The organism is Paenibacillus alkalitolerans, assembly GCF_016482785.1.
In the GTDB taxonomy this organism is placed as follows: domain Bacteria; phylum Bacillota; class Bacilli; order Paenibacillales; family YIM-B00363; genus Paenibacillus_AE; species Paenibacillus_AE alkalitolerans.
Genome location: NZ_JAEMXM010000009.1, coordinates 37,375 through 57,810, shown reverse-complemented (window position 1 = coordinate 57,810; position 20,436 = coordinate 37,375). Strand labels below are relative to the sequence as shown.

Here is a 20,436-nt window from a genome sequence, read left to right as displayed (position 1 = left end):
CCGGGGAGCGGCCCTATGAATTGTTTAAAAAGATCTCACGAAAAACACAAGAGAGTTAAACAACATATGAGATCCGATGGGAATGAGCAAATTTCCGGTGGCTTTGTAAATACGGCACCAAACCAAGCCAAGGCCGAAATATCCGAGCCAGGCGGCATAATCGTAATGGGAGACTGCAAACAGCAATGAACTGATGATCGCCGCAAGCCAAAATCCAATCCGCCGATCCAGGAATGAAAAGATCATTCCCCGAAAAATTATTTCCTCAAGCGGAGATGAAATTAAGACCGATACTAAAGGAGCAGCGAGCGGTGTCGCGAACCCGATCTCCGGGCTGGCGATCCCGAATCCGTATTTCACAACGACTATTCCAACGGCTTGCATGATGAGTCCTGCAACAAGCGCATGATATACCGCTTTCCAATACGAGGACTCTTTCACGAAATTATAATCGATACTGTTCAATTCGTTCCGAAATAATATGACTGCCGTTAATCCCAAGGCTACCGGCAAAACAAGTGCCACTTCTTTAACGTGTGCGGCAAGCTCGGCAGTAATCATAATGATATAAAATGATAAGAGCCATATTCGTCTATCTAATTTCCGCAGCATTATTCCGAAACTCACCCCTCGCTTTAAGCAAAATAATTCGGGGTTGACGGGTAAAATCCTTTTTGCAAAAAACAATCTTGTCGTCCATTCTTAATCTTGCGGTTTCATTCCCGCAAACACGCGTTTCTATGCCTAGCCTGTTATAATAAGTATCAGGAGGCGGATTCATAATGATGGCATATGCTAATGAAGCAGGAAAACTTTTCGCTTATTTGAAGAGTGAATTGGGATGGATAGTTATTCGGGGAGACGGAAACGGAATTGAATCGGTGCATTTTCAAACAGAGAAACCTGAGCTTGAGACCCGGGTTACATCTTCGGAGGACAGCATCGTTCAACGGTGCGCGAAGCAAATTCAGGAATATTTGAATGGAGAACGGATAACTTTCGACTTGGCGCTGCGGCCTGCAGGAACGGCGTTTCAACAGTCCGTATGGGAACAATTGCTCCGCATCCCTTGCGGGGAAACAAAATCCTACGGCGACATTGCTCGTTCCATCGGCAAACCGAACGGAGTCCGCGCGGTGGGTGGCGCGATCGGCCGCAACCCAGTCAGCATTATTATCCCCTGCCACAGGGTGATCGGGTCCGACGGAAGCTTAACCGGTTATGCCGGAGAATTGTGGCGTAAACAATGGTTATTGCAGCATGAGAAGCGGTCGGATACGGATGTCGAAATATCGCAAAAGGAATCGTTTTACGCATGATCAAGTTCCCGCTGCAAGTAACACCTCCGTTCGATCCCCACGCCTTGTTCTCGCGCCTGTCTTTTACAGGCAACCGTCCCAGTTTGATCGCCGCTGACACCGAGCGCCAACGGCTCATCCGAACCGTGCGTGTCGGGCCTAAAGCGCTGCCGCTCATTATCGATTTCGGCGGTACGGTGGACGCGCCTCTCGCGTCGCTTTCCATTCCAGAAGAAGCGACGCCGAACGAACGGGACCAACTGTTAGAAATCGCCTCTCACATGGTCTCGGCCGATATCGATCTTTCGCAAATGTACAACCATTTTGCCGATAACGACCGTCTTCATTCCTTATTCGCCCGTTTACGAGGATCGAAGCTGTTTCTCGACCCCGATCCGTTCGAATGTTTGGTAAGGACGATCATTTGTCAACAGTTGAATTTGTCATTTGCGGGAACTTTAATTGAACGGCTTGCCCGGCTCGCCGGGGAGGAATATGTGATCGATAACCGTTCGATGCTGGCTTTTCCTACCGCCGAAGCCATTGCAACGTTAAGCGTGGAACAACTGCGCAAAGTGTCGTTTTCTCAACGGAAAGCGGAGTATGTTATCGATGCCGCCAGGCTAGTCGTTGACGGCGGAATCGACTTCGCAAAGCTTGCCGCTATGCCGGACGAGGAAGCGATTGCGCAATTGATCCGGTATCGCGGGATCGGCCGCTGGACGGCGGAATGCCTGCTTATTTTCGGATTCGGTCGGCCCGACCTGTTGCCATCGGCTGATATAGGTCTGCGTAACGGATTAAGAAAAATGTACGGACTTAGCACGCAACCGAGCGCTTCCGAAGTCGAAGCGTTCGGAAAAAGCTGGTCGCCTTGGCGGACCTATATCACGTTTTATTTATGGGAGTCTTTAAGGCTATGAGATACCGTAACAGAAAAAATTAGAGGGAAGATCGCTCTTCCCTCTCACCAGAAAGCCTATTGATAAGTAAAAACCAATTGACTACTTACCCAATTTTTCTTTCAATTCCGCCGGAGCTTCCGGATGATTCCAGTACATCGCGCTCGGAGCTGCGGCAACGGCTAATGCCAGTACCGCAAAAAACGCACCAGAGAGGACAGCGATTGTTCTTTTCATCGAAAACTACCTCCGATCAATGATTTTAAATAATAAATAAAAGGGCTTTGTTAACGTAAGGGATTGTAAAAGAAAAGCGTTGGCGACAACGGATGATTGAATCATAAAATTAACCGCCACGATCAATATCGAAATCCATTTGAGCTTCCCGCTGTGTTTTTCCACAAGTTTATAAGTGAAATTCGGATTATTCGGAGAAAATATAGCAACAAGCAGCAAGGCGATTCCATTCGTCACCCAACCGTAATCGGCAAACGAATAATCGATGTGCGCGATTGACAAGATGGCTACAACGGAACATACATCGCACTTCCAAGAGCTGTGCAGGTGAGCGCCGCCGGAAAAAATACGAAGGATAACGAACGAAGCGATCGCGATGAAACCTTGCATAAGATGGGCGGTAATAAGAGAAAAGAATAGAATTATAAATGTTGTTGCTACAGAATGCAAAAAAACGCTAATCCCATAAACCAGTACCTCTGTAGAGGCTGCTTTCTGATTATGTTTTCGGATGAAATGTGCCAACCATTGAGAGGCTGCGACGATCATTTCTTCCTCCTCAGATATCTCTCTTCTATTTCTTTCATATTAATTAAGTATGTAATAATCAATCCGATAATCATGACAACGATTAAACCTATCAATTCATATACCATCGGCCTTTTGTGGTAAAAAGCGACTATCGCGGTTTGGGTCAAAGCCACTGTAGATATAAAGATTCCAGCAATAAAGAAATCTCTCGGCTTAAGCTTGTCCTTCTTTAAAGTAAACCTGTTGGCGATCAACATGAATCCAAGCTTTTTCTTGTGAATAACAAACAGAATTATAGAAATAACGATTGTACTCGGTATGATCATATAAACCGATTGCAACTGATCCGGGTCAATCAATCCGGTTAACGAAGGAATCAGGATAACAGCCGTCTGCACCACACCGAATACAATATAACCGGTTGCCATGATCAACGCGGAATAGGCGATTGGCAGTTGAAACAAAGCTGCGACCAATATAATTCCGACAATAATATTAACCAAGATGTACATATCGGTATAGCCGAGAAGTTCTTTCTGAAAATAATTCACTGCAGTTAAGACGGCCGCAGAGCTAATGAGTCGAAAAATGTTATATTTCATCGGCAATCGATAGATCGAAAACGCAAGAAGCAGAAGAGATAGATTGTCGACGAACCCTGCCAAAAGGGTCAATATAGTAGCTGTCATGTGGAATAATCGCTCCGAACCAGCAATGAATGATTGCTCTCTGGTTCTAGAATACTACAAATCTAGTCTTTCGACAATGAGAGAATTGAACGGAACCTGCGGTCAGTCCTTTCTCCTCCGTTGCTGGTTCTCTCTCATCTTCGCTTCGGTGCCTTGAAGCGACGCCTCAAAGAACGTATATCCGGACAACCGGTCCGGCAAGTATTGTTGATCCACATAGTGCCCGGGGTAATCGTGCGGATATTTGTAGCCGGTGTGCCCGAGCTGTTTAGACCCTTTATAATGCGCGTCGCGAAGGTGAAGCGGAACCTCGGCCGAGCCGATTGTATCGAACGCTTTATATATACGATCCATAGCGTTGCCGATGGAATTCGACTTCGGACTTTCCACCGCGAACAGTATCGCCTGGGCAATGTTGTATCTCGCCTCGGGCCAGCCGATTTTATGGTAGGCGTCCATTGCGGTTACGGCCTGCACCATCGCCTGCGGATTCGCCAAGCCGATATCTTCGCTGCATGCGACAATGAGCCGGCGCAAAAACACCATCGGATCCATCCCCAATTTCTCTACAGCGTAAAGAAACCAGAACAATGCCGCGTCCGACGATCCGCGCACGCTCTTGTGAAACGCCGAAAGCACGTCATATTGCGTCGATTCGTCAGCCGCCACCGTCGGTTGGCGTATGGACTCTTCCGCGGCGGCAAGCGTAATGCGGATGGTGCCGTCCGCGGCGGGCGGCGTCGTCAACGCAGCCAACTCCAACGCGTTCAGCGCCCGGCGAAGGTCGCCGCCCGCAACAAGCGCGATATGCGACAACGCCTCATCGTCGGCCTGTACCGGCAGCGCGCCAAGCCCGCGCTCGCGGTCGGCTAGCGCGCGGCGCATCGCCTCGAGCGCATGCCCTGGCGTAAGCGGCTCCAGACGAAACAATGTCGACCTCGACAGCAGCGCCCCGTTGATCGAGTGAAACGGATTTTCCGTAGTAGCGCCGATAAAGACGATCGTTCCCGCTTCAACGGCGGGCAATAAAGCGTCTTGCTGCGATGTCTTGAACCGGTGAACCTCATCTAAAAACAATATCGTCTTTTTGCCGTATAACGCCCGGTTATCTTTCGCCTGCTCAATAGTTTCCCTCACGTCTTTGACCGAGGCGTCCACCGCGTTCAATCGAACGAATTGTCCGTCGGTCCGGTTGGCGATGACGTGCGCGAGCGTCGTTTTTCCGGTTCCCGGGGGCCCGTACAGCAATATCGACGTCACTTGGTCCGCCTCGATGGCACGCCGCAGCATTTTGCCGGGGCCGACGATATGTTCTTGCCCTATATACTCTTCGATAGTCCGGGCCCGCATCCGCTCCGCGAGCGGCTGCCGTCCGGCGTTCGCTTCAGCTCCGTATGTAAACAAATCCATAACTCGACACAACTCTCTTCATTTCGATATATGTCTATTATAACTGGTTTTTGACGAACTGAAAAAACAAGCGTTCTACGAAAGCCGCAGAACGCTCACTTATATTCAATGAACTTACGATTGTATTCCGTGCTTCACAAGCAAGTCTCTGACGATGACGCTAACCATAAACAATCCGGCCACCGGGGGCACGAACGAATTGCTCGAAGGCGGATTTTTCGCTTTACGAATTTCCGGGGCATTCTCGGGAACGATTCGCTGCGTCACGTCTTCGCGCGGCCGTTTCGGCTCCTCGGTCGAGAACACAACCTTGACGCCCTTCTTGACCCCCGCTTTGCGGAGCTCGCGGCGGACGACCTTCGCAATCGGATCGGTATGCGTCTTGGAGATGTCCGTCACTTGAAACTTGGTCGGGTCCATCTTGTTCGCCGCGCCCATGCTGGAGATGATCGGAATGCCCCGTTCCAGGCACTGCTTAATCACGTGGATTTTGTAGGCAATCGTATCCGAGGCGTCCATCACATAGTCCAGCGGGTATTCGAACAGCTTCTCGTACGTCTCTTCCGTGTAAAACATGCGGAGCGATACGGCATCGCAATCCGGGTTGATCAATTTGATCCTGTCGCGCATCAAATCCGCTTTCGGTTGGCCTACCGTTGTAGTCAGCGCGTGTACCTGCCGGTTAATGTTGGTCACATCCACTACGTCTTTGTCGATCATCACGATGCGGCCGACGCCGGTGCGCGCAAGCGCCTCCGCCGCGATCGAGCCGACGCCGCCGATGCCGAGCACGGCCACCGTGCTGCGCCGCATCACATCCAATCCTTCCGGACCGATGGCCAGTTCCGTTCGAGAAAATTGGTGAAGCATAGGTTTAACGGCCTCCAAAATAAGATGATAGGGTCAAAAATTGAACTTATTTATCCCGCTAAGATCATTTTTTGACCCTATTTTGCCCGTCACATGTACTGTACGGCCAAATAAGCTCAATAATTGACCTTATCCTCGCTTTTCGCCTATTCATTCAGGTCAAACATGATGGAATAGGGTCAAAAAAGGGTCTTATTGCGATCGATAAGCTCAAATTTTGACCCTATCCGGTACACGGTCTGTCGGCCGGTCTCAGGCTCCGGCGGTCCCAGCGCCTGTTGCGGCAGGCGCCTTCGCCGCCACGCGAATCGATAGCTGCTGAAGCTGCTTGTCCTCGACAGGCGACGGCGCGCCGCTCAGCAGGTCGGATGCGCTGGCCGTCTTCGGGAACGCGATCGTCTCGCGCAGGTTCGAGCGGCCGGTCAGCAGCATAACAAGGCGGTCGAAACCGAACGCGATGCCTCCATGCGGCGGAGTGCCGTAATCGAACGCGTCAAGCAAGAAGCCGAACTTGTCGTGCGCTTCCTCCATTGTCAGGCCGAGCGCCGCAAACATGCGCTCCTGCACGTCGCGCTTGTAAATACGCATCGAGCCGCCGCCGACCTCGTAGCCGTTGAGAACGAGATCGTACGCCTGCGCCCGGATGCGGCCCGGATCGGTCTCGAACAGCGGCAAATCCTCGTCGCGTGGACGGGTGAACGGATGGTGCTCCGCGACCCAGCGCTTGTCTTCTTCATCCCAGCCGAGCAGCGGGAAGTCGACGACCCAGGCGAATTTATACGCATTCTCGTCGATCAAGCCCAGCTCCTTGCCGATCTTCAAGCGCAAATTGCCCAGCACGTCCGCAACGACCTTCGATTTGTCCGCGCTAAAGAGCAGCACGTCTCCCTCTTCCGCACCAAGCCGTTCGGTCAACGCAGTAATTTCCGCTTCGCTCAAAAACTTCACGATCGGCCCTTTCCACTCGCCGTCCTTCACGACGATGTACGCCAAGCCTTTGCCGCCGTAACGAGCCGCGAACGGAGTCAGATCATCGAGCTCCTTGCGGCTCCAGTTCGCGCATCCCTTGGCGTTCAAAGCCTTTACGACTCCGCCGCCGGCTACGACGGACGCGAACACTTTCACGCCGGATTCGGAGACGATGTCGGATATGTCCGCAAGCTCCAACCCGAAGCGCAAGTCGGGTTTGTCGGAACCGTATTTGCCGATCGCATCCGCATAGGACAGCCTTTGGAACGGCGTCGGCACGTCCACGCCGATCGTTTCTTTGAACAACCGCGCAACCAACCGCTCCATAATTTCAAGCAGCTGGTCCTGCGACAGGAACGACGTCTCGATGTCGACCTGCGTAAATTCCGGCTGCCGGTCGGCACGCAAATCTTCATCGCGAAAGCAGCGCGCGATTTGGAAATAGCGTTCCATTCCGGCCACCATCAACAATTGTTTAAAAATTTGCGGAGATTGAGGCAAGGCGAAAAATTCCCCCGGATGCACACGGCTCGGCACGAGATAATCGCGCGCGCCTTCCGGCGTGCTCTTCGTTAAAATCGGCGTCTCGATTTCAACGAAGCCTTCTTCCGTCAAGAAGTCGCGAAACAGCTTCATCGCTTGCGCGCGAAGCATGAGCGTGCGCTGCATCTCCGGACGGCGCAAATCGAGATAGCGGTGCTTCAACCGCACCGTCTCGTCGATTTCGATCCCGTCTTCGATAAAAAACGGCGGGTTTTTCGCCGTATTGAATATTTCGATTTCAGTCACCTGCACTTCGATTTCTCCGGTCGCCAGGTTCGGATTGACAGTTTCGGGATCCCTTTCCACTACTTTGCCCTTAACGGCAATAACGTACTCGTTGCGGCACCGGTCCGCAATCTCAAGCGCTTCGCCGGAAAAGGCAGGATTGAACACGATTTGCATAATACCGCTCCGGTCGCGCAAATCGATGAACAGAACGCCTCCCAAGTCGCGCCGGCGCTGTACCCATCCGTTGAGCACAACCGCCTGGCCCACGTGCTCCTTCGTCAACAATCCGCAATGATGCGTCTTCAACATCATGATGTTCAAGCCCCCTATATAATTAAAAAATGTTTAACTTAACCGACTCCTATTGCCCTTCAAGCAGACGATCGGCAAGTTTATCCAATGCCACGGCTTCCTGTTCGCCGGTAGCGAGGTTTTTCAAAACGATTTCTCCGCGCAAAAGCTCGTCATCGCCCAAAATTGCAGCGTACTTCGCAGCCAGCCGGTCGGCCGATTTCAGCTGCGCCTTCATCTTGCGTCCGCCGTAATCCTTCTCCGCCGCAATCCCCTTCTCGCGAACCGCGTTGAGCAGCGATACTGCGCGTCTTTCGGCAGCCTCGCCGAGCGCCACGAAATACACTTCGGGTTTCGTCGCGGCAGGGAGCTCCGCGCCTTGATTTTCTAGAACCAGCAGAACCCGTTCAAGACCGAGCCCGAAGCCGACTCCCGTCTGCTCCGGTCCGCCGACGTCCGAAACCAAACCGTTGTAACGTCCGCCTCCGCCGATCGTGTCGATCGAGCCGATACCCGCCGCTTTAAACTCGAAAGCCGTGTGCGTGTAGTAATCCAGTCCCCGCACCAGCTTCGGATTGATGTCGTACGGAATGTTCATCTCCTTCAAATACGATTGCACTTTGTCAAAATGATCCGCGCATTCCGCATCCAAGTGGTCGAGCAGCGACGGCGCGCCCGCGAAGTGCTCTTGGTCGACCTTGCAATCGAGCACGCGGAGCGGATTGCGTTCCATCCGGGACCGGCAGTCTTTGCAAAGCAGATCCTTCTTGGGCGCCAGGAATGCAAGAAGCTCTTCGCGGAACGCCGCGCGAATGGCTGGCGTACCGACGGAATTGATCTCAAGCGTAAATCCTTGCAAGCCGATTTCCTTGTAAAATTGATGCCCGAGCGCGATCACTTCGGCATCCAACCCCGGATCGGAAGAACCGAACGCCTCGATGCCGAATTGGTGGAATTGCCGGTAGCGGCCAGCTTGAGGCTGCTCGTACCGGAACATAGGTCCGATGTAATACAGCTTCGTTATGTCCGGATCGCCGTACAGCTTGTTTTCCACGTACGCCCGAACGACGCCGGCCGTTCCTTCCGGGCGGAGCGTCATGCTTCTGCCGCCTTTGTCCTCGAACGTGTACATTTCTTTCTCCACGATATCCGTCGTTTCCCCTACGCCGCGTTGGAACAGCTCCGTCGCTTCAAATATGGGCGTCCGTATTTCGCCGTACATAAACCGCCGACATACTTCCCTTGCTTTGCTTTCAAGAAACTGCCACCGTTCCACCGTTCCCGGCAGCAGGTCTTGCGTTCCTTTCGGTTTTTGAAACGCCATAGTCTAACGACCTCCAGAAAAAAATAAGAAAAACTTCTATCTGAAATAAAAAAACTCCCGCCCCTCTGCCTAATCGCAAAAGGGACGAGAGATATGCAATCACCCGTGGTGCCACCCACATTCCGAAAACCGCTCTTCTTTCGCGGAATTCGCTTTATACGTATAACGCCCGTCTAGCGCATGGGGCTAATAACCGGTTCGAAATCGATCCGCCGTTCGCCGCATGTTCTCGGGGAAGTCTTTCGCTCGTCCATCGCAAAGGCGCTTGCAGCCGTATGACGCCTCTCTCTGTGTGCGTGGGTCCGAACTACTTTGTCCCGTCACCGAATCATCGTGTTATTGAAATTGTTATTTATTCTAATCACCTTATGCCGGAAAGTCAAGAAAAGAAAGAACCTGCAACGAAACGGCCGCAGGCTAAGGAAAAAATATATGTCAAAAAGGGGGTCAAGAACAGTGTATTCGATTTACGTTAAAAGGACATAGAAATTGCATTACAATACGGTTACAATTTGGAAACCGTTTCCACGGTTGTCTTGTCGTTATACGCCGTTTGCAATAACGCCAGTTTTTTCGACGTATATTCCTTGTAAGCTTGATTGTAATGAAACGGTTCTTTCGGATTCGGAAATCTTTCTATACGTTCCTGGACGTGTTGTCCGTCCCCAACGGCAGCGTCCGTTTTCGGGAACACGACTTTACTGACCGCACCGCATCCCAGACCGACAACCGTTTGCCGTTCTTCCATCATCAAGATATTGTACAGGCTTTCCTTCCCTTCCAAGCTGTAGCCGACGTTTTCCAAGTTGCCAAGTATGTTCTTCTGCCTGTACAAGTAATAGGGAACATAGTTGTGCCGCTTTGTCCACCGGATCGCCGCCTCCATCATGTCCCTTATTTCATCCCTCTCGGCCACATCGTATTTCTCGCGGTCTTTCGTCATCTTGGATGCCCGTTTGAATGAGAGCGTGTGAACGGTCAACGACTCCGGCAGCAGCCGCTCCACTTGATTCAGCGTATGCCCGAATTCCGCCATTCCTTCGTTCGGCAGACCGATAATAAGGTCCATATTGATGTTGTTCATTCCCATTTCCCGGGAAAGTATGAATTTGTCGACGGTTTCTGCCACGGTGTGGTGGCGACCGATCGTATCGAGCGTCGACTGCGTGAAGCTTTGGGGATTGATGGAGATGCGGTCTACGTTCCATTTTTTCAAAACTTGCAGTTTTTCCGGTGTGATCGTATCCGGCCTTCCCGCCTCCACCGTCAACTCCCGTACGTTATCCATGCCGGGGAACGATTCGTGCAGCGTGACGAACAAGGCGTCGATTTGCTCCGCTTCGATGCTTGTCGGCGTCCCTCCGCCCCAATAAATCGTCGTGATTCCGAGTCCCGCTTCTTTCAACCATCGTCCCGTCTCTCTGATTTCAAAGTGCAATCCTTCGAGGAAGGCGTCGACGGAGCCGTTGTTTCCGCGAATGTCGTATGCGGGAAACGTGCAATATGCGCACTTGGTCGGGCAGAACGGTATGCCGATGTATACGCTCACTTCCCGTTCGTTAATGCGGTGCAAATCGGGAATCACCTTCAATTGGCGAATTGCGACGTCCGTAAGCAAATCCGCTTTTTCCCCGGAAACGAAATATACCTCCCGCAGCATTCGCCGTGCCGTCTCCCCATCGTGTTTGAGCAGCATATTGTGCATCAGCTTGGTGGGACGCACACCGGTGAGCGTCCCCCAGGGCTGCTCCAGCCCGGTCGCATGTTCAAGCGCCTTCAGCAGGCCTGCTCCGATCGTCCTCTTCAACACCTTCTTCCGGTCGTCGCCGGCGATGCTTGCAAGAGGCCGCGAGTACTCGCCGGTCCAAGCTTGTTCTTCGTCCTTCTGTGTGAGCGTTACGTGAACGCCTGCCTCGCCGGCAATTTCGCGAATGTTTAGTTCGAGCCGTACGGCGATATCGAATGGATGAGCTTGATCCGGCTGTTCCCCGTTCTGAATGTTGACCTCCGCGTCATCGTAAAACAGCTTGCAAAGATGAAACAACTCCATATCGAAATCGGTAAAACCGATGCGTTGAATAAGAAAGTTCATTGAAAACGTCCCCGCTTCCCTTAATACATTGTACGTGGTTAGCATACCACAAGACGAAAATAGGCGCTAACGGTCTGTCGCCGTTAACGCCTAACGCTTCATTCCAGGTTGAATTCGGCGCGAGGCCGGATCGAGCTCCCCCGGCTCCGACGCGAATTCGGCAAACTCGCCCGCCGCGGATGCAGCCGACGCAGCTTCCCGCGGCTCGGGCTGCAGCCATTTGGCGAGTCCCCTTTGCAGCGACGCTTCTTTACCGGATTGATGCATGATGTAAGTAGGCCCCTTCCGCCGGTACATCTATAATGTGATCTTCCATCAGTGTTACCAAGCGGAACGGAAATTAGTACGGATATGAAGTTGCAGCGTCACGGGAGACGCTTTCCAGCCCGTTCGGGACGTTCGTCGCGGACTTGATGAGAGACAGGCGCTCAATCCCTGAGCCACATCGCCGGAATATCGCCCGTAAATACGAAGACGGTGCCATCCGCAAGCCGCTTGACCGTCGTTGCGAGCGTATTCGGATAACAGTTGCGAAACAGCTCCAGCAGCTTCGGATGGCCCGAAAGCTTCACCTCCGCCTCTTGCAGAACGGACAAAACGGATTTCGGCAATGTCATCAAGCGATCATCCTTCTAAGTAAATTGTACGGCTTCTCCGTTGTCCAGACGCAGCCATGTTACGAAGGACCTTCGCCCTTCGTGCATTCGAACGACCCGTGCGCCGCGCCGCAGCCCGCCGTAGCAGTTATATCCGGTCACCCGCCCGTAGCAAAGCTTGACGCCGTGGAGCGTTCCGCAATAATCATTATCGTGGTCGTGCCCGACGAAGACGCCCATGACGTCACCCGTCTCGACCATCGCCGCAAACATGCCGCTGTTGATCTTCGGACAGCATACGTCCTCGCTCTTGATCCCGACCGCCTTGCCCAACCGCCATACCGTCTCGTATTCGGGAAGGGGAATGTGGAAGAAGGCTAGCGCCGGGAGCGGAGCGGCCTTGCCGGCGTTCAACCTCCTTGATTGCGACGTGTACCAATACACCTGATCCGTATGAAGCCATTCGTAGCCGCCTACAGGTTCAGGCGACTCGGCCCCGGAATCCAGAAAGTAGAACACGGCGGCGTCGCTTCCGGAATCCTTGCTCCCGACCGTCAACGCATAATTGCCCGTTCCGCTTACATCGGCGGGACCCGATTGAGTGAGGCAGCCGGAGTTTTCCAGTTGAATCGCCAGGAGCTCTTCCCGGGTCACGCCCTGCTCCGCGTCGTGATTGCCGAAGACAGCCGCCCAAGGCACGCCGGACGCCGTTACGGGCGCAATCGCCCGCCGGAACGAGGAAGCCGGATCGGTTACCCCGGCGCTCCATATCATATCGCCGGTCAACACAACCAAGTCGGGCCGCTCGGTCGCGATAACCCGTTCGACCAGAGCGGCCGTCTTTCCGTCTTGTTCCATCTCGCCGCCGCCGCCGAAATGCATATCCGTAAACTGCACGATCGTAAACGTGCCGTCCGCGCGAAACTTCAGTCCGCCGCCGCTCATTTCCAGTCTCCCAAAATATCCCGGTACACATCCGCATAATCGTGGAAAAGCCTCTTCGCCAGCGAATAAGAGCCGACGAGCGGGTGAACCGTCAGCGCCTGGACAGCCAGCTCTACAGATCGCTCTCGGACCGCCTGCACGGTTAACCGTTCGAACAGCTTGACGTTCCTCATCAGCAAATACATTTCCTCCTGAACGGCGCCGATGATGACCGGCTTTACGCCATCCTTCGTAACGGTGCACGAAACCTCCACGACATCGTCGTCGCGAAAGCCATCGATGCTGCCGTCGTTCGGTACAGACAATACGATACGGTTCCGTTCTCCGGTTTGAAGCGACTCGACGAAATCGAGCATCACGCCGGCGTAACCGAGCGAATCGGGCAGCCCCAGCTGCCCGGAAGACGGAAGCGTCTTCGCCTGCGCATTCGTCTCGATCGCCATGTAAGACGCTTCGCGCTTGTGCGTGTAGTACAAATAGGTTTGAATCGCCCGGTCCGGATCGCGCTCGATATCGATTTCACGCAGCGCCGCGAGCATGTCCCTGTTGTTTTGAACGATCATCTGCCCCCGCGTCATACCGGACTTCACAATATTGTTGATCGCTTTCTCGCGGTGATAGTAATAGTATAAATATTCGTTGGGTAAGTAAGGAAGCGACTTCAACAGATCGGGGTCGAACATCTTGAATTCATCGATCCGGTTCGTTAACGCAGGGTCGTTCTTCAACCGTTCCAGCAAGTCCTCACCCTTGTAAACCGCCTTCCTCATCCACGACAGATGGTTCAACCCGAACCATTCGACATACAGCTCTTTCGGATGAGCGCCGAGCGTCTCGGCTATACGCAGCCCCGTATGGCTCGGTGTGTCGCATATCCCGATCACCCGATCGTAGCCCGCGGCGCGCAGCGCCTGCGTCACAAGGCCGGATGGGTTGGAAAAGTTAAAAATCCAGGCGTCCGGAGCGTATCTTTTCGCCATTTCGCAGTATTCCAGCAACACCGGAATCGTGCGGACCGCCATGGAAAATCCGGCAGGCCCGGTCGTCTCCTGCCCGATCACTCCGCAGTTGAGCGCAATCTGCTCGTCGGTATAACGCGACGGTTCCTTGCCGACGCGAACAGTGGTGACGATATAATCGGCGCCCTTGATCGCTTCAAGGCTGTCCGTCGTCGTCTCCAACTGCAGCGGAACGCCGCTTCGCCCGATCACGACGGCGCATAGCCGGCCAATCAACGCGAGCTGCTCCTCATCCGTATCGTGAAGCACCAGCTTCGTAATGTTCGCCTGCTCCGCTTTCAACGTCAGGCTCTTCGTAAACAGAACGGCGCGGACGCCGCCGCCGCCGATCAATGTCAATTTCATAACGCCGCCTCCCAAGCGTCCGATATCGTTCCGTCGAAGCCGGCAACAAACGCTGCCAGAGCTTCCCGATCGGGCGTTCCCGCACTGCCTCCGTACGCTTCAACGGACAAAGCGCCGCAAGCGTTTCCGTAAATCAAACAGAACTCGACCGGCTTGCCCGTCAAATACCCGTACATGTAGCCGGCGTTGAACGAATCCCCCGCTCCGGTCGTATCGACCGCTTTCACCGCGTAGCCGGACCGGTACAGAAGTTCTCCGCCGCGCAGCGCAACCGCGCCTTTGGAGCCGAGCTTCACGACGACGTGGCCGCCGTGCCGCGCCAATTCGCGAACACTCTCCTTCATTCCGCGGCAGCCGGAGTAATGGAGCGCCTCGGTCTCGTTCATAAAGAACACGTCCGCAAGTCCCATCACTTCGAAAACGCCGGAATACCATTCGCCCGTATCGTCCCACCCCACATCGCACGATACCGTCGCGCCTTTCGCCTTAAGCGTTCGAATCGTGCCGACAAACTCGTCATGATTGCGGCTTCCTTTATATCCTGTCAAATGCACGTGCCTTCCCGCCGCGACGCTTTCCATATCAAGCTCCCGCACATTCAGCTCGGCGTTCGAGCCCGCATAGGTGATGAAAGAGCGGTCCTTCTCCGGGTTGATCGCGATCGAAATGCCGGTATGATGAAGCGAGCTTGTTTTAATGTATCTGGTATCGATTCCATATTGGCGAAAACGATCCAGAATGAATTCGGCATAACCGTCCCCGCCCAACACGCCGTTAAATGCGACTCTCAAACCGAGTTTGGCGAGGGCCAACGCAAACAACGCCGCTCCCCCGCCCACATGCATCGTCATATTGTCCACAAATACTTCCTGCCCCGGCAAAGGCAGCTCGTTGCACCCGGCAACGACCAAATCGATATTCGCATCGCCGAACACGACAACGTCGTATGTTTTCAAATGTCGTTCACCTCAGAGTTTCTTGCAGCTGTTTCGAACAACGAGCTTATGTTTCAGAATAATATCGCTTGTCGCCGCATGCTCGTCATCGGAAATCAGTCCGAGCAGCGTCTCAACCGTAATCTTCCCCATATCGTGAATCGGCTGCTCCATGGAGGTGAGCGTCGGGCGAACGAGCTCCGTCAGTTGGCTTCCGTCAAACCCGATGACCGATATGTCGTCCGGCACCTTCAATTGATGATCGCTGATGCAATTCATCGCCCCGACCGCCATATCATCGCTTACGGCAAACACCGCCGTAGGGAGCGGATCGCAGCGAAGCAGCTCCTTCATCATGTCGTACCCGCTTCTAATCTTGTAGTCTCCGAACCTGATGTAGTCGTGGACGATTTTTTTGCCGCTGTCCATCAGCGCATTGCAATAACCGACATAACGGCTTTGTCCCGACGTGACGTCTCTCATATCCCCGCCGATAAAGGCGATTCGTTCATGGCCTAGATCGAGCAAAAAACGCGTCGCATCGTAAGCCGCGTCGTAATCGTCTACAATGACGGAGATGAACCGCTGGTCTCTGGGTCGGACGCTGGAAAAAATAACGGGAACCTGCAGCTTGGTCAGAAACGAGCTTATTTCCTCGTTAATTTTTTCATGCATAATGATAATTCCGTCCACGCGCATTTCGTGGAACACGTTCAAATATTTGAACTCCTTATCGATATCCTCGATAATGTTGCAGACGAGCAGATTGTAATCGTTCATGCTGGCCGTTTCTTCAATGCTGCTTAGAATCGTGGAATAAAAGTTGGAAGTCAGGTCGGGCACGATGACGCCGATCAAATTCGTTTTTTTCCGAACAAGGCTTCTGGCGATATGGCTCGGCGCGTACCCGAGCTCTTCAATCGCGCGCTGCACCCTCTTTTTCATATCGTCCTTCACATATTTCTCGCCGTTAAGCACCCGCGATACGGTCGTGACGGACACTCCCGCTTTTTTCGCAACATCTTTAATCTTCGGTACCATCGTCCTCATCCTGCTTTCCGCATCCTAGCTCTTCACGGCGCCCTCTGCGATTCCGGCGATAATGTGCCGGCTGGCCAAAAAGAAAAATACGATCAACGGCACGGTGGCCATTAACGTCCCCGTCATCACCATTGCATAATCTTGTGTATGAACCGATTTTAACTGGGCCAGCGCGAGCATTAACGTAAACTTGGACGTATCCGTCAATACGATCAAAGGCCACATGTAATCTTCCCAGTTCCCCATAAACGTCGTAATCGCGAGCAATGCCAGCGCAGGGCGCAGCACCGGCAAGCCTACGTGCCAATACAGCCGGAAATTGTTGCAGCCGTCGATCCGCCCGGCGTCTAGCAGCTCGTCGTGTATGGCCGCTGCATACTGCCTGATCCAGAATATGCCGAACGCGCCCGCCATGCCTGGAATAATTAACGCCTTGTAGCTTCCAAGCCACCCTAACTGCTGAATCATAATAAATTGCGGGACGAGCAGCATTTGCCCCGGAATCATCAAGGTCGCCAGCATCAAATAAAACAACGCTTTCGAGCCTGGGAACGTAAATTTGGCAAATGTAAAACCGGTCAACGATTCAAAAAACAAATGAAGCGTCGTGCTCACCGCGGCCACGAACAGCGTATTGAGCAGCGCGCGGAAAAAATCGATCTTCTCCAGCACATGTTGAATATTCGTCATGAAATAGCCGCCAAACGTCAGCTTCGGCGGAAACGCCAGCACGGCGCTCGTTTCATTCGTGGACATGACGACGAGCCAATAGAACGGGAACACGGAAATGGCGACGCCGATCAATAAGCAAGCGTGCGTGATTATCTTTTTCCATACGCTTTCATGAGTCATCCTGTCGTTCTCCTTATTTTATCAATCGCCGGATCTGCTGAAAAGCTTCCAATTCAATACGGACAACAACCCGATGATGAAAAACAACACCCACGATACCGCTGCGGCATACCCGTAGTGGAAAAACTTGAACGCTTCCCGGTACATATAAAGAACGATCGTTTCCGAACCGGGATACGGCGCCGCGCTGCCCGCAAGCACCTGAGGCTCGGTGAAAATTTGAAACCCGCCGATCGTCGACATCATCACCGTAAACAATATGACCGGCCGAAGCATCGGCAGCGTAATGCGCGTAAACGTTTGAACCATGGTGGCGCCGTCAAGCTGTGCCGCTTCGTACAAATCTTTCGGAATGTTTTGCAGACCCGCCAAATAAATGATCGCGTTGTACCCCATATATCTCCATGCGATCATGGACGCAATCACCACCTTGACGCCGAAGCCCGAGTTGAACCAGGCGACCTTCTCCAGACCGAAATTTTGCAGCACAAAGTTAATGAGCCCGTATTGGCTGCCGAACAAGGATTGAAAAATAATGACGACAGCGACCATGGAAGTCACGTTCGGCAGAAAATAAGCGACTTTGAAAAAGCTTTTGAACCTTACGATCGACAAATTGATGACGAACGCGATGACCAGCGCGCACATGAGCTGCGGCACGTTCCCCAGCAGCCATAACCCGATGTTGTTGGCGAGCGCCTGCCAAAAGCCCTGGTCCCCAAACATATAACGAAAATTGTTAATGCCGACGTACTCCATTTCCCCGATGCCGTCCCACTTATGGACCGACAAGTAGATGGAAAACAAAATCGGAAACACGGAAAAGACCAGAAACAAAATATAAAAAGGAGAAATGAACAAATACAACGTTCTGGATCGGTATATTTGCTTAAGCAGGCCGTTGCCCATCCAGTTCCACCGCCAATCGGCCAAGGCGGAAGTCCCGCGAGGACTACCGCCCTGACATTTATAATCGATTTCGTTCTCCGTTATCGATTCAACTGCTGTTTGATTTTTTCCTGAGCGTCTTTCCAAGCCTGTTCGGGATCTTTCTTTTGAGTGTCGACCAAAATAATTTCGGCGATCAACGCATCGCTGACAATATTGTCCCTCGGGTCCGTATGCGCGATTTTGACGTCTTTCGCCGCTTCGCCGAACACGACGCTCAAGTCCTGGCCGCCGAAAAACTCGTTTTTGTTTTCCATTTCCGGCTTGCCGTACAATTCGGGCGTGGACGGGTAGTTGCCGAACTCCTTATACGCCGTAATCAGATTTTCCGGGCTGACGAGAAACTGTATCACTTCGAAGGCTTCCTTCGGATGCTTCGTCGATTTCAGCGCACCGAAGAAAGATCCTCCTTGATTGCCCACGCCCCCCGGCGGATAAGCGATGCGCCAATTGCCCTTCGTGTCCGGCGCCGCTCCCATCAAATCACCGGCGGACCAAGAAGCGCCGATGTAGGAAGAAATTTGTCCGTTGTTGAGCGCTGCGTTCATCTCCGAGCCTTGGGAATAAGGGAACGTCAGGCCCATCTGATAAGCTTTCACCGCCTCGTCCCAAGCTTGCTTCACATGCGCCTGGTCGCCGATATAATTGCCGGATTCGTCGAAGAACCATTTGCTGTTTTGACCGATCGTGTTACTGAAAATATCGGCGATTGAGCTGATTTTCGAGCCTGTGGCGTCCATTACCGTCTTCTGAAGCTTGAAATAGTCGTCCCACGTTTTCACTTGATTCTTAAGCTCTTCCGGCGTGCTCGGCACTCCGGACTGTTCGAACAGGTCGCTGCGGTAGAACAGAACGACCGGCGCGACGTCGATCGGCATGCCGATCAAGTAGTCGTCTTCAGGGGTTGCGGCCATCTCCCACTTCCACTCCAAATACTTGGATTGGACATCTCTGGCTCCCACGTCGTACAGATTGACGAACTTCTCTTTATAGGGGAGCATCGACGGCACCCAGCTGTCCATCGCCACGATGTCCGGTCCCGCGCCTCCGCCGGCAATCGTCGTTTTCAGCTTCGTCAAATATTCGTCGCCGGAAGGAAGCTTCTCCGCCTGCAAATCGATATTCGTAAATTTCGCCTTCGCTACCTCGATCGTCGAATCCGATATCGCGCCGTTCCAGTACCACAGCTTCAGCGTAATTTTCTCGTTGGATGCGTTTTCAGCCGCCGATGCATTCGGCGTTTCGCCGGTATTGCTTGAAGGTTTCGCTCCGCTGCCGCTGCAAGCAGCCACCACAAACGCCAAACTCAGGACCAGAAGTGCGCTAAGTAACGACTTGATTTTCATCGATCGTTCCCCCTGTACAGGTAATTTTTGTGGAAATGAACGTCCGAACATTCGCAATTTCAGCAGTCAAGCTCCATTCGACCAGTGCCATGCATGCGCCGTCCCTTGCCTTCGGCATTCCAAGCGTGCTGCATCGGCTTTCACCACCTTTACATAATTTACCTGGAATCGATACCATATTTTTGTTAACGCTTACATAGTTTGTTTTCTCTCGATTCGGTGATTGCCAGGAAACTCCTTGCAATTGCGGCGCGTAGTCTGGCCGTTCTTTAGGCAGCTCAGCAACGACGGGGGAGACATACTGTTAAGCGAAGTGACACGTTAGGTTTATGGTATCGATACCAGAATGAGGCAAAAAATAACAATCCATTGAAGCCCAAGCTGTAAATATTAAGTTAACTATATTATATTAGCCAGGGGGTGACAAGATTTTTTTCTACCTTCTCGCCGTAATTCCGCAAAATATTTGCTGCTTACGCATTATGGCAAGACAGTGGTCATAATCGGTCTTTTTGGCGGCGGGTTATGAACACGGGATTTCCATAACGTTTGCAGGGCCTTCTCTGCTTCAGAGTCAACCTTTGCTGTCCAGCCAGATCGTCACCGGTCCCCAGTTGACGAGCGACACATCCATCATCTCGCCGAATCGCCCCGTCTCCACATGGATGCCGCCGTCCCGCAGCAGCTCATTGAACCGCTCGTACAACTTCAGAGCATGATCCGGCTTTGCCGCCGCCATGAAATTCGGCCGTTTCCCTTTGCGAACGTCGCCGTACAGCGTGAACTGGGATACGGAAAGCAACGCGCCACCGGTATCGGTCAGGGACAAGTTCATCTTCCCCGACTCATCTTCAAAAATGCGCAGCCCCACCACTTTCTCCGCCAAATAAACGGCATCCGCATCGCTGTCGTCATGGGTTACGCCGAGCAGCACGACAAGCCCGCGGTCAATCGAACCGACGACTGTGCCGTCAACCGTAACTTTCGCTTCCTTGCTGCGTTGAATAAGGGCGCGCATGCGTGTA

Annotated in this window: 20 protein-coding genes and 1 pseudogene; 2 read left to right on the top strand and 19 right to left on the bottom strand. The window is 52.9% G+C overall.

Translation table 11 applies throughout. The annotated features are described in order from the left end of the window. Nucleotides 1–24: 24 nt before the first annotated feature. Nucleotides 25–612 (bottom strand): CPBP family intramembrane glutamic endopeptidase, encoded by a 588-nt coding sequence (locus tag JET16_RS15620; RefSeq protein WP_199617306.1) that lies wholly within the window; start codon nucleotides 610–612, stop codon nucleotides 25–27. Nucleotides 613–782: 170 nt separating this feature from the next. Here JET16_RS15620 and JET16_RS15615 point away from each other — a divergent pair, with 170 nt between their 5' ends. Both JET16_RS15615 and JET16_RS15610 read left to right on the top strand, forming a co-directional pair. Beyond that, a complete protein-coding gene (locus JET16_RS15615) occupies nucleotides 783–1,319 on the top strand; it encodes a methylated-DNA--[protein]-cysteine S-methyltransferase (RefSeq protein WP_233531676.1) in 537 nt (178 codons plus the stop codon). Next, entirely contained in the window at nucleotides 1,316–2,221 is a 906-nt protein-coding gene (locus tag JET16_RS15610; RefSeq protein ID WP_199617304.1) for a DNA-3-methyladenine glycosylase family protein, read from the top strand. Before JET16_RS15615 ends, JET16_RS15610 begins: the two co-directional genes overlap by 4 nt. Nucleotides 2,222–2,302: 81 nt before the next feature. On the opposite strand, the gene JET16_RS30610 is transcribed toward JET16_RS15610, so the two are convergent. From JET16_RS30610 to dtd, 18 genes and pseudogenes are all read right to left on the bottom strand, one after another. Then, nucleotides 2,303–2,437, bottom strand: coding sequence for a hypothetical protein (locus tag JET16_RS30610; RefSeq protein WP_267908704.1), 135 nt, complete (start codon nucleotides 2,435–2,437; stop codon nucleotides 2,303–2,305). Nucleotides 2,438–2,443: 6 nt separating this feature from the next. Next, nucleotides 2,444–2,986: an accessory gene regulator ArgB-like protein gene (locus JET16_RS15605; protein ID WP_199617302.1), complete on the bottom strand. Its 543-nt coding sequence runs from the start codon at nucleotides 2,984–2,986 to the stop codon at nucleotides 2,444–2,446. Next, nucleotides 2,983–3,657, bottom strand: coding sequence for a hypothetical protein (locus JET16_RS15600; protein WP_199617300.1), 675 nt, complete (start codon nucleotides 3,655–3,657; stop codon nucleotides 2,983–2,985). Before JET16_RS15600 ends, JET16_RS15605 begins: the two co-directional genes overlap by 4 nt. 102 nt (nucleotides 3,658–3,759) lie before the next feature. Beyond that, nucleotides 3,760–5,067 (bottom strand): replication-associated recombination protein A, encoded by a 1,308-nt coding sequence (locus JET16_RS15595; protein WP_199617298.1) that lies wholly within the window; start codon nucleotides 5,065–5,067, stop codon nucleotides 3,760–3,762. A gap of 114 nt (nucleotides 5,068–5,181) precedes the next feature. After that, complete coding sequence (locus JET16_RS15590; protein ID WP_199617297.1) at nucleotides 5,182–5,937, bottom strand: tRNA threonylcarbamoyladenosine dehydratase; 756 nt, start codon at nucleotides 5,935–5,937, stop codon at nucleotides 5,182–5,184. A 252-nt stretch (nucleotides 5,938–6,189) separates the two neighbouring features. Further along, nucleotides 6,190–7,989, bottom strand: a complete 1,800-nt coding sequence (gene aspS, locus JET16_RS15585) for an aspartate--tRNA ligase (RefSeq protein WP_199617296.1) — start codon at nucleotides 7,987–7,989, stop codon at nucleotides 6,190–6,192. Between the two features lie 49 nt (nucleotides 7,990–8,038). Next, on the bottom strand, nucleotides 8,039–9,292 hold the full coding sequence (hisS, locus tag JET16_RS15580; RefSeq protein ID WP_199617295.1) for a histidine--tRNA ligase: 1,254 nt from the start codon (nucleotides 9,290–9,292) through the stop codon (nucleotides 8,039–8,041). Between the two features lie 505 nt (nucleotides 9,293–9,797). Then, the gene (locus JET16_RS15575) at nucleotides 9,798–11,384 is read right to left on the bottom strand and encodes a coproporphyrinogen III oxidase (RefSeq protein WP_199617294.1); all 1,587 of its coding nucleotides are present in this window, start codon (nucleotides 11,382–11,384) and stop codon (nucleotides 9,798–9,800) included. A gap of 90 nt (nucleotides 11,385–11,474) precedes the next feature. After that, a complete protein-coding gene (locus JET16_RS15570; RefSeq protein ID WP_199617293.1) occupies nucleotides 11,475–11,651 on the bottom strand; it encodes a hypothetical protein in 177 nt (58 codons plus the stop codon). Between the two features lie 164 nt (nucleotides 11,652–11,815). Next, nucleotides 11,816–12,001, bottom strand: a pseudogene (locus JET16_RS15565) (glycoside hydrolase family 125 protein); the annotation flags it as partial. 15 nt (nucleotides 12,002–12,016) lie between these two features. Next, entirely contained in the window at nucleotides 12,017–12,925 is a 909-nt protein-coding gene (locus JET16_RS15560; protein WP_199617290.1) for a metallophosphoesterase family protein, read from the bottom strand. Further along, nucleotides 12,922–14,289, bottom strand: a complete 1,368-nt coding sequence (locus JET16_RS15555) for a family 4 glycosyl hydrolase (protein ID WP_199617288.1) — start codon at nucleotides 14,287–14,289, stop codon at nucleotides 12,922–12,924. The genes JET16_RS15560 and JET16_RS15555 overlap by 4 nt, the downstream gene beginning before the upstream one ends. Beyond that, complete coding sequence (locus JET16_RS15550; RefSeq protein WP_199617287.1) at nucleotides 14,286–15,245, bottom strand: carbohydrate kinase family protein; 960 nt, start codon at nucleotides 15,243–15,245, stop codon at nucleotides 14,286–14,288. The genes JET16_RS15555 and JET16_RS15550 overlap by 4 nt, the downstream gene beginning before the upstream one ends. A gap of 12 nt (nucleotides 15,246–15,257) precedes the next feature. Next, the gene (locus tag JET16_RS15545; RefSeq protein WP_199617286.1) at nucleotides 15,258–16,265 is read right to left on the bottom strand and encodes a LacI family DNA-binding transcriptional regulator; all 1,008 of its coding nucleotides are present in this window, start codon (nucleotides 16,263–16,265) and stop codon (nucleotides 15,258–15,260) included. 24 nt (nucleotides 16,266–16,289) lie between these two features. After that, on the bottom strand, nucleotides 16,290–17,117 hold the full coding sequence (locus JET16_RS15540) for a carbohydrate ABC transporter permease (RefSeq protein WP_199617285.1): 828 nt from the start codon (nucleotides 17,115–17,117) through the stop codon (nucleotides 16,290–16,292). 21 nt (nucleotides 17,118–17,138) lie between these two features. Continuing rightward, the gene (locus tag JET16_RS15535; protein ID WP_233531674.1) at nucleotides 17,139–18,050 is read right to left on the bottom strand and encodes a carbohydrate ABC transporter permease; all 912 of its coding nucleotides are present in this window, start codon (nucleotides 18,048–18,050) and stop codon (nucleotides 17,139–17,141) included. Nucleotides 18,051–18,106: 56 nt separating this feature from the next. Next, nucleotides 18,107–19,411: an ABC transporter substrate-binding protein gene (locus JET16_RS15530; protein WP_199617284.1), complete on the bottom strand. Its 1,305-nt coding sequence runs from the start codon at nucleotides 19,409–19,411 to the stop codon at nucleotides 18,107–18,109. A gap of 574 nt (nucleotides 19,412–19,985) precedes the next feature. Further along, complete coding sequence (gene dtd, locus JET16_RS15525) at nucleotides 19,986–20,429, bottom strand: D-aminoacyl-tRNA deacylase (RefSeq protein ID WP_199617283.1); 444 nt, start codon at nucleotides 20,427–20,429, stop codon at nucleotides 19,986–19,988. Between the last annotated feature and the right edge of the window lie 7 nt (nucleotides 20,430–20,436).

Coding starts and splice junctions, on each gene's coding strand:
- JET16_RS15590 (WP_199617297.1), bottom strand. CDS start 5,937: ATGCTTCACCAATTTTCTCGAACGGAACTGGCCATCGGTCCGGAAGGA.
- JET16_RS15620 (WP_199617306.1), bottom strand. CDS start 612: ATGCTGCGGAAATTAGATAGACGAATATGGCTCTTATCATTTTATATC.
- JET16_RS15530 (WP_199617284.1), bottom strand. CDS start 19,411: ATGAAAATCAAGTCGTTACTTAGCGCACTTCTGGTCCTGAGTTTGGCG.
- JET16_RS15600 (WP_199617300.1), bottom strand. CDS start 3,657: ATGACAGCTACTATATTGACCCTTTTGGCAGGGTTCGTCGACAATCTA.
- JET16_RS15545 (WP_199617286.1), bottom strand. CDS start 16,265: ATGGTACCGAAGATTAAAGATGTTGCGAAAAAAGCGGGAGTGTCCGTC.
- dtd (WP_199617283.1), bottom strand. CDS start 20,429: ATGCGCGCCCTTATTCAACGCAGCAAGGAAGCGAAAGTTACGGTTGAC.
- JET16_RS15540 (WP_199617285.1), bottom strand. CDS start 17,117: ATGACTCATGAAAGCGTATGGAAAAAGATAATCACGCACGCTTGCTTA.
- aspS (WP_199617296.1), bottom strand. CDS start 7,989: ATGATGTTGAAGACGCATCATTGCGGATTGTTGACGAAGGAGCACGTG.
- JET16_RS15570 (WP_199617293.1), bottom strand. CDS start 11,651: ATGCATCAATCCGGTAAAGAAGCGTCGCTGCAAAGGGGACTCGCCAAA.
- JET16_RS30610 (WP_267908704.1), bottom strand. CDS start 2,437: ATGAAAAGAACAATCGCTGTCCTCTCTGGTGCGTTTTTTGCGGTACTG.
- JET16_RS15595 (WP_199617298.1), bottom strand. CDS start 5,067: ATGGATTTGTTTACATACGGAGCTGAAGCGAACGCCGGACGGCAGCCG.
- JET16_RS15575 (WP_199617294.1), bottom strand. CDS start 11,384: ATGAACTTTCTTATTCAACGCATCGGTTTTACCGATTTCGATATGGAG.
- JET16_RS15615 (WP_233531676.1), top strand. CDS start 783: ATGATGGCATATGCTAATGAAGCAGGAAAACTTTTCGCTTATTTGAAG.
- JET16_RS15555 (WP_199617288.1), bottom strand. CDS start 14,289: ATGAAATTGACATTGATCGGCGGCGGCGGCGTCCGCGCCGTTCTGTTT.
- hisS (WP_199617295.1), bottom strand. CDS start 9,292: ATGGCGTTTCAAAAACCGAAAGGAACGCAAGACCTGCTGCCGGGAACG.
- JET16_RS15610 (WP_199617304.1), top strand. CDS start 1,316: ATGATCAAGTTCCCGCTGCAAGTAACACCTCCGTTCGATCCCCACGCC.
- JET16_RS15605 (WP_199617302.1), bottom strand. CDS start 2,986: ATGATCGTCGCAGCCTCTCAATGGTTGGCACATTTCATCCGAAAACAT.
- JET16_RS15560 (WP_199617290.1), bottom strand. CDS start 12,925: ATGAGCGGCGGCGGACTGAAGTTTCGCGCGGACGGCACGTTTACGATC.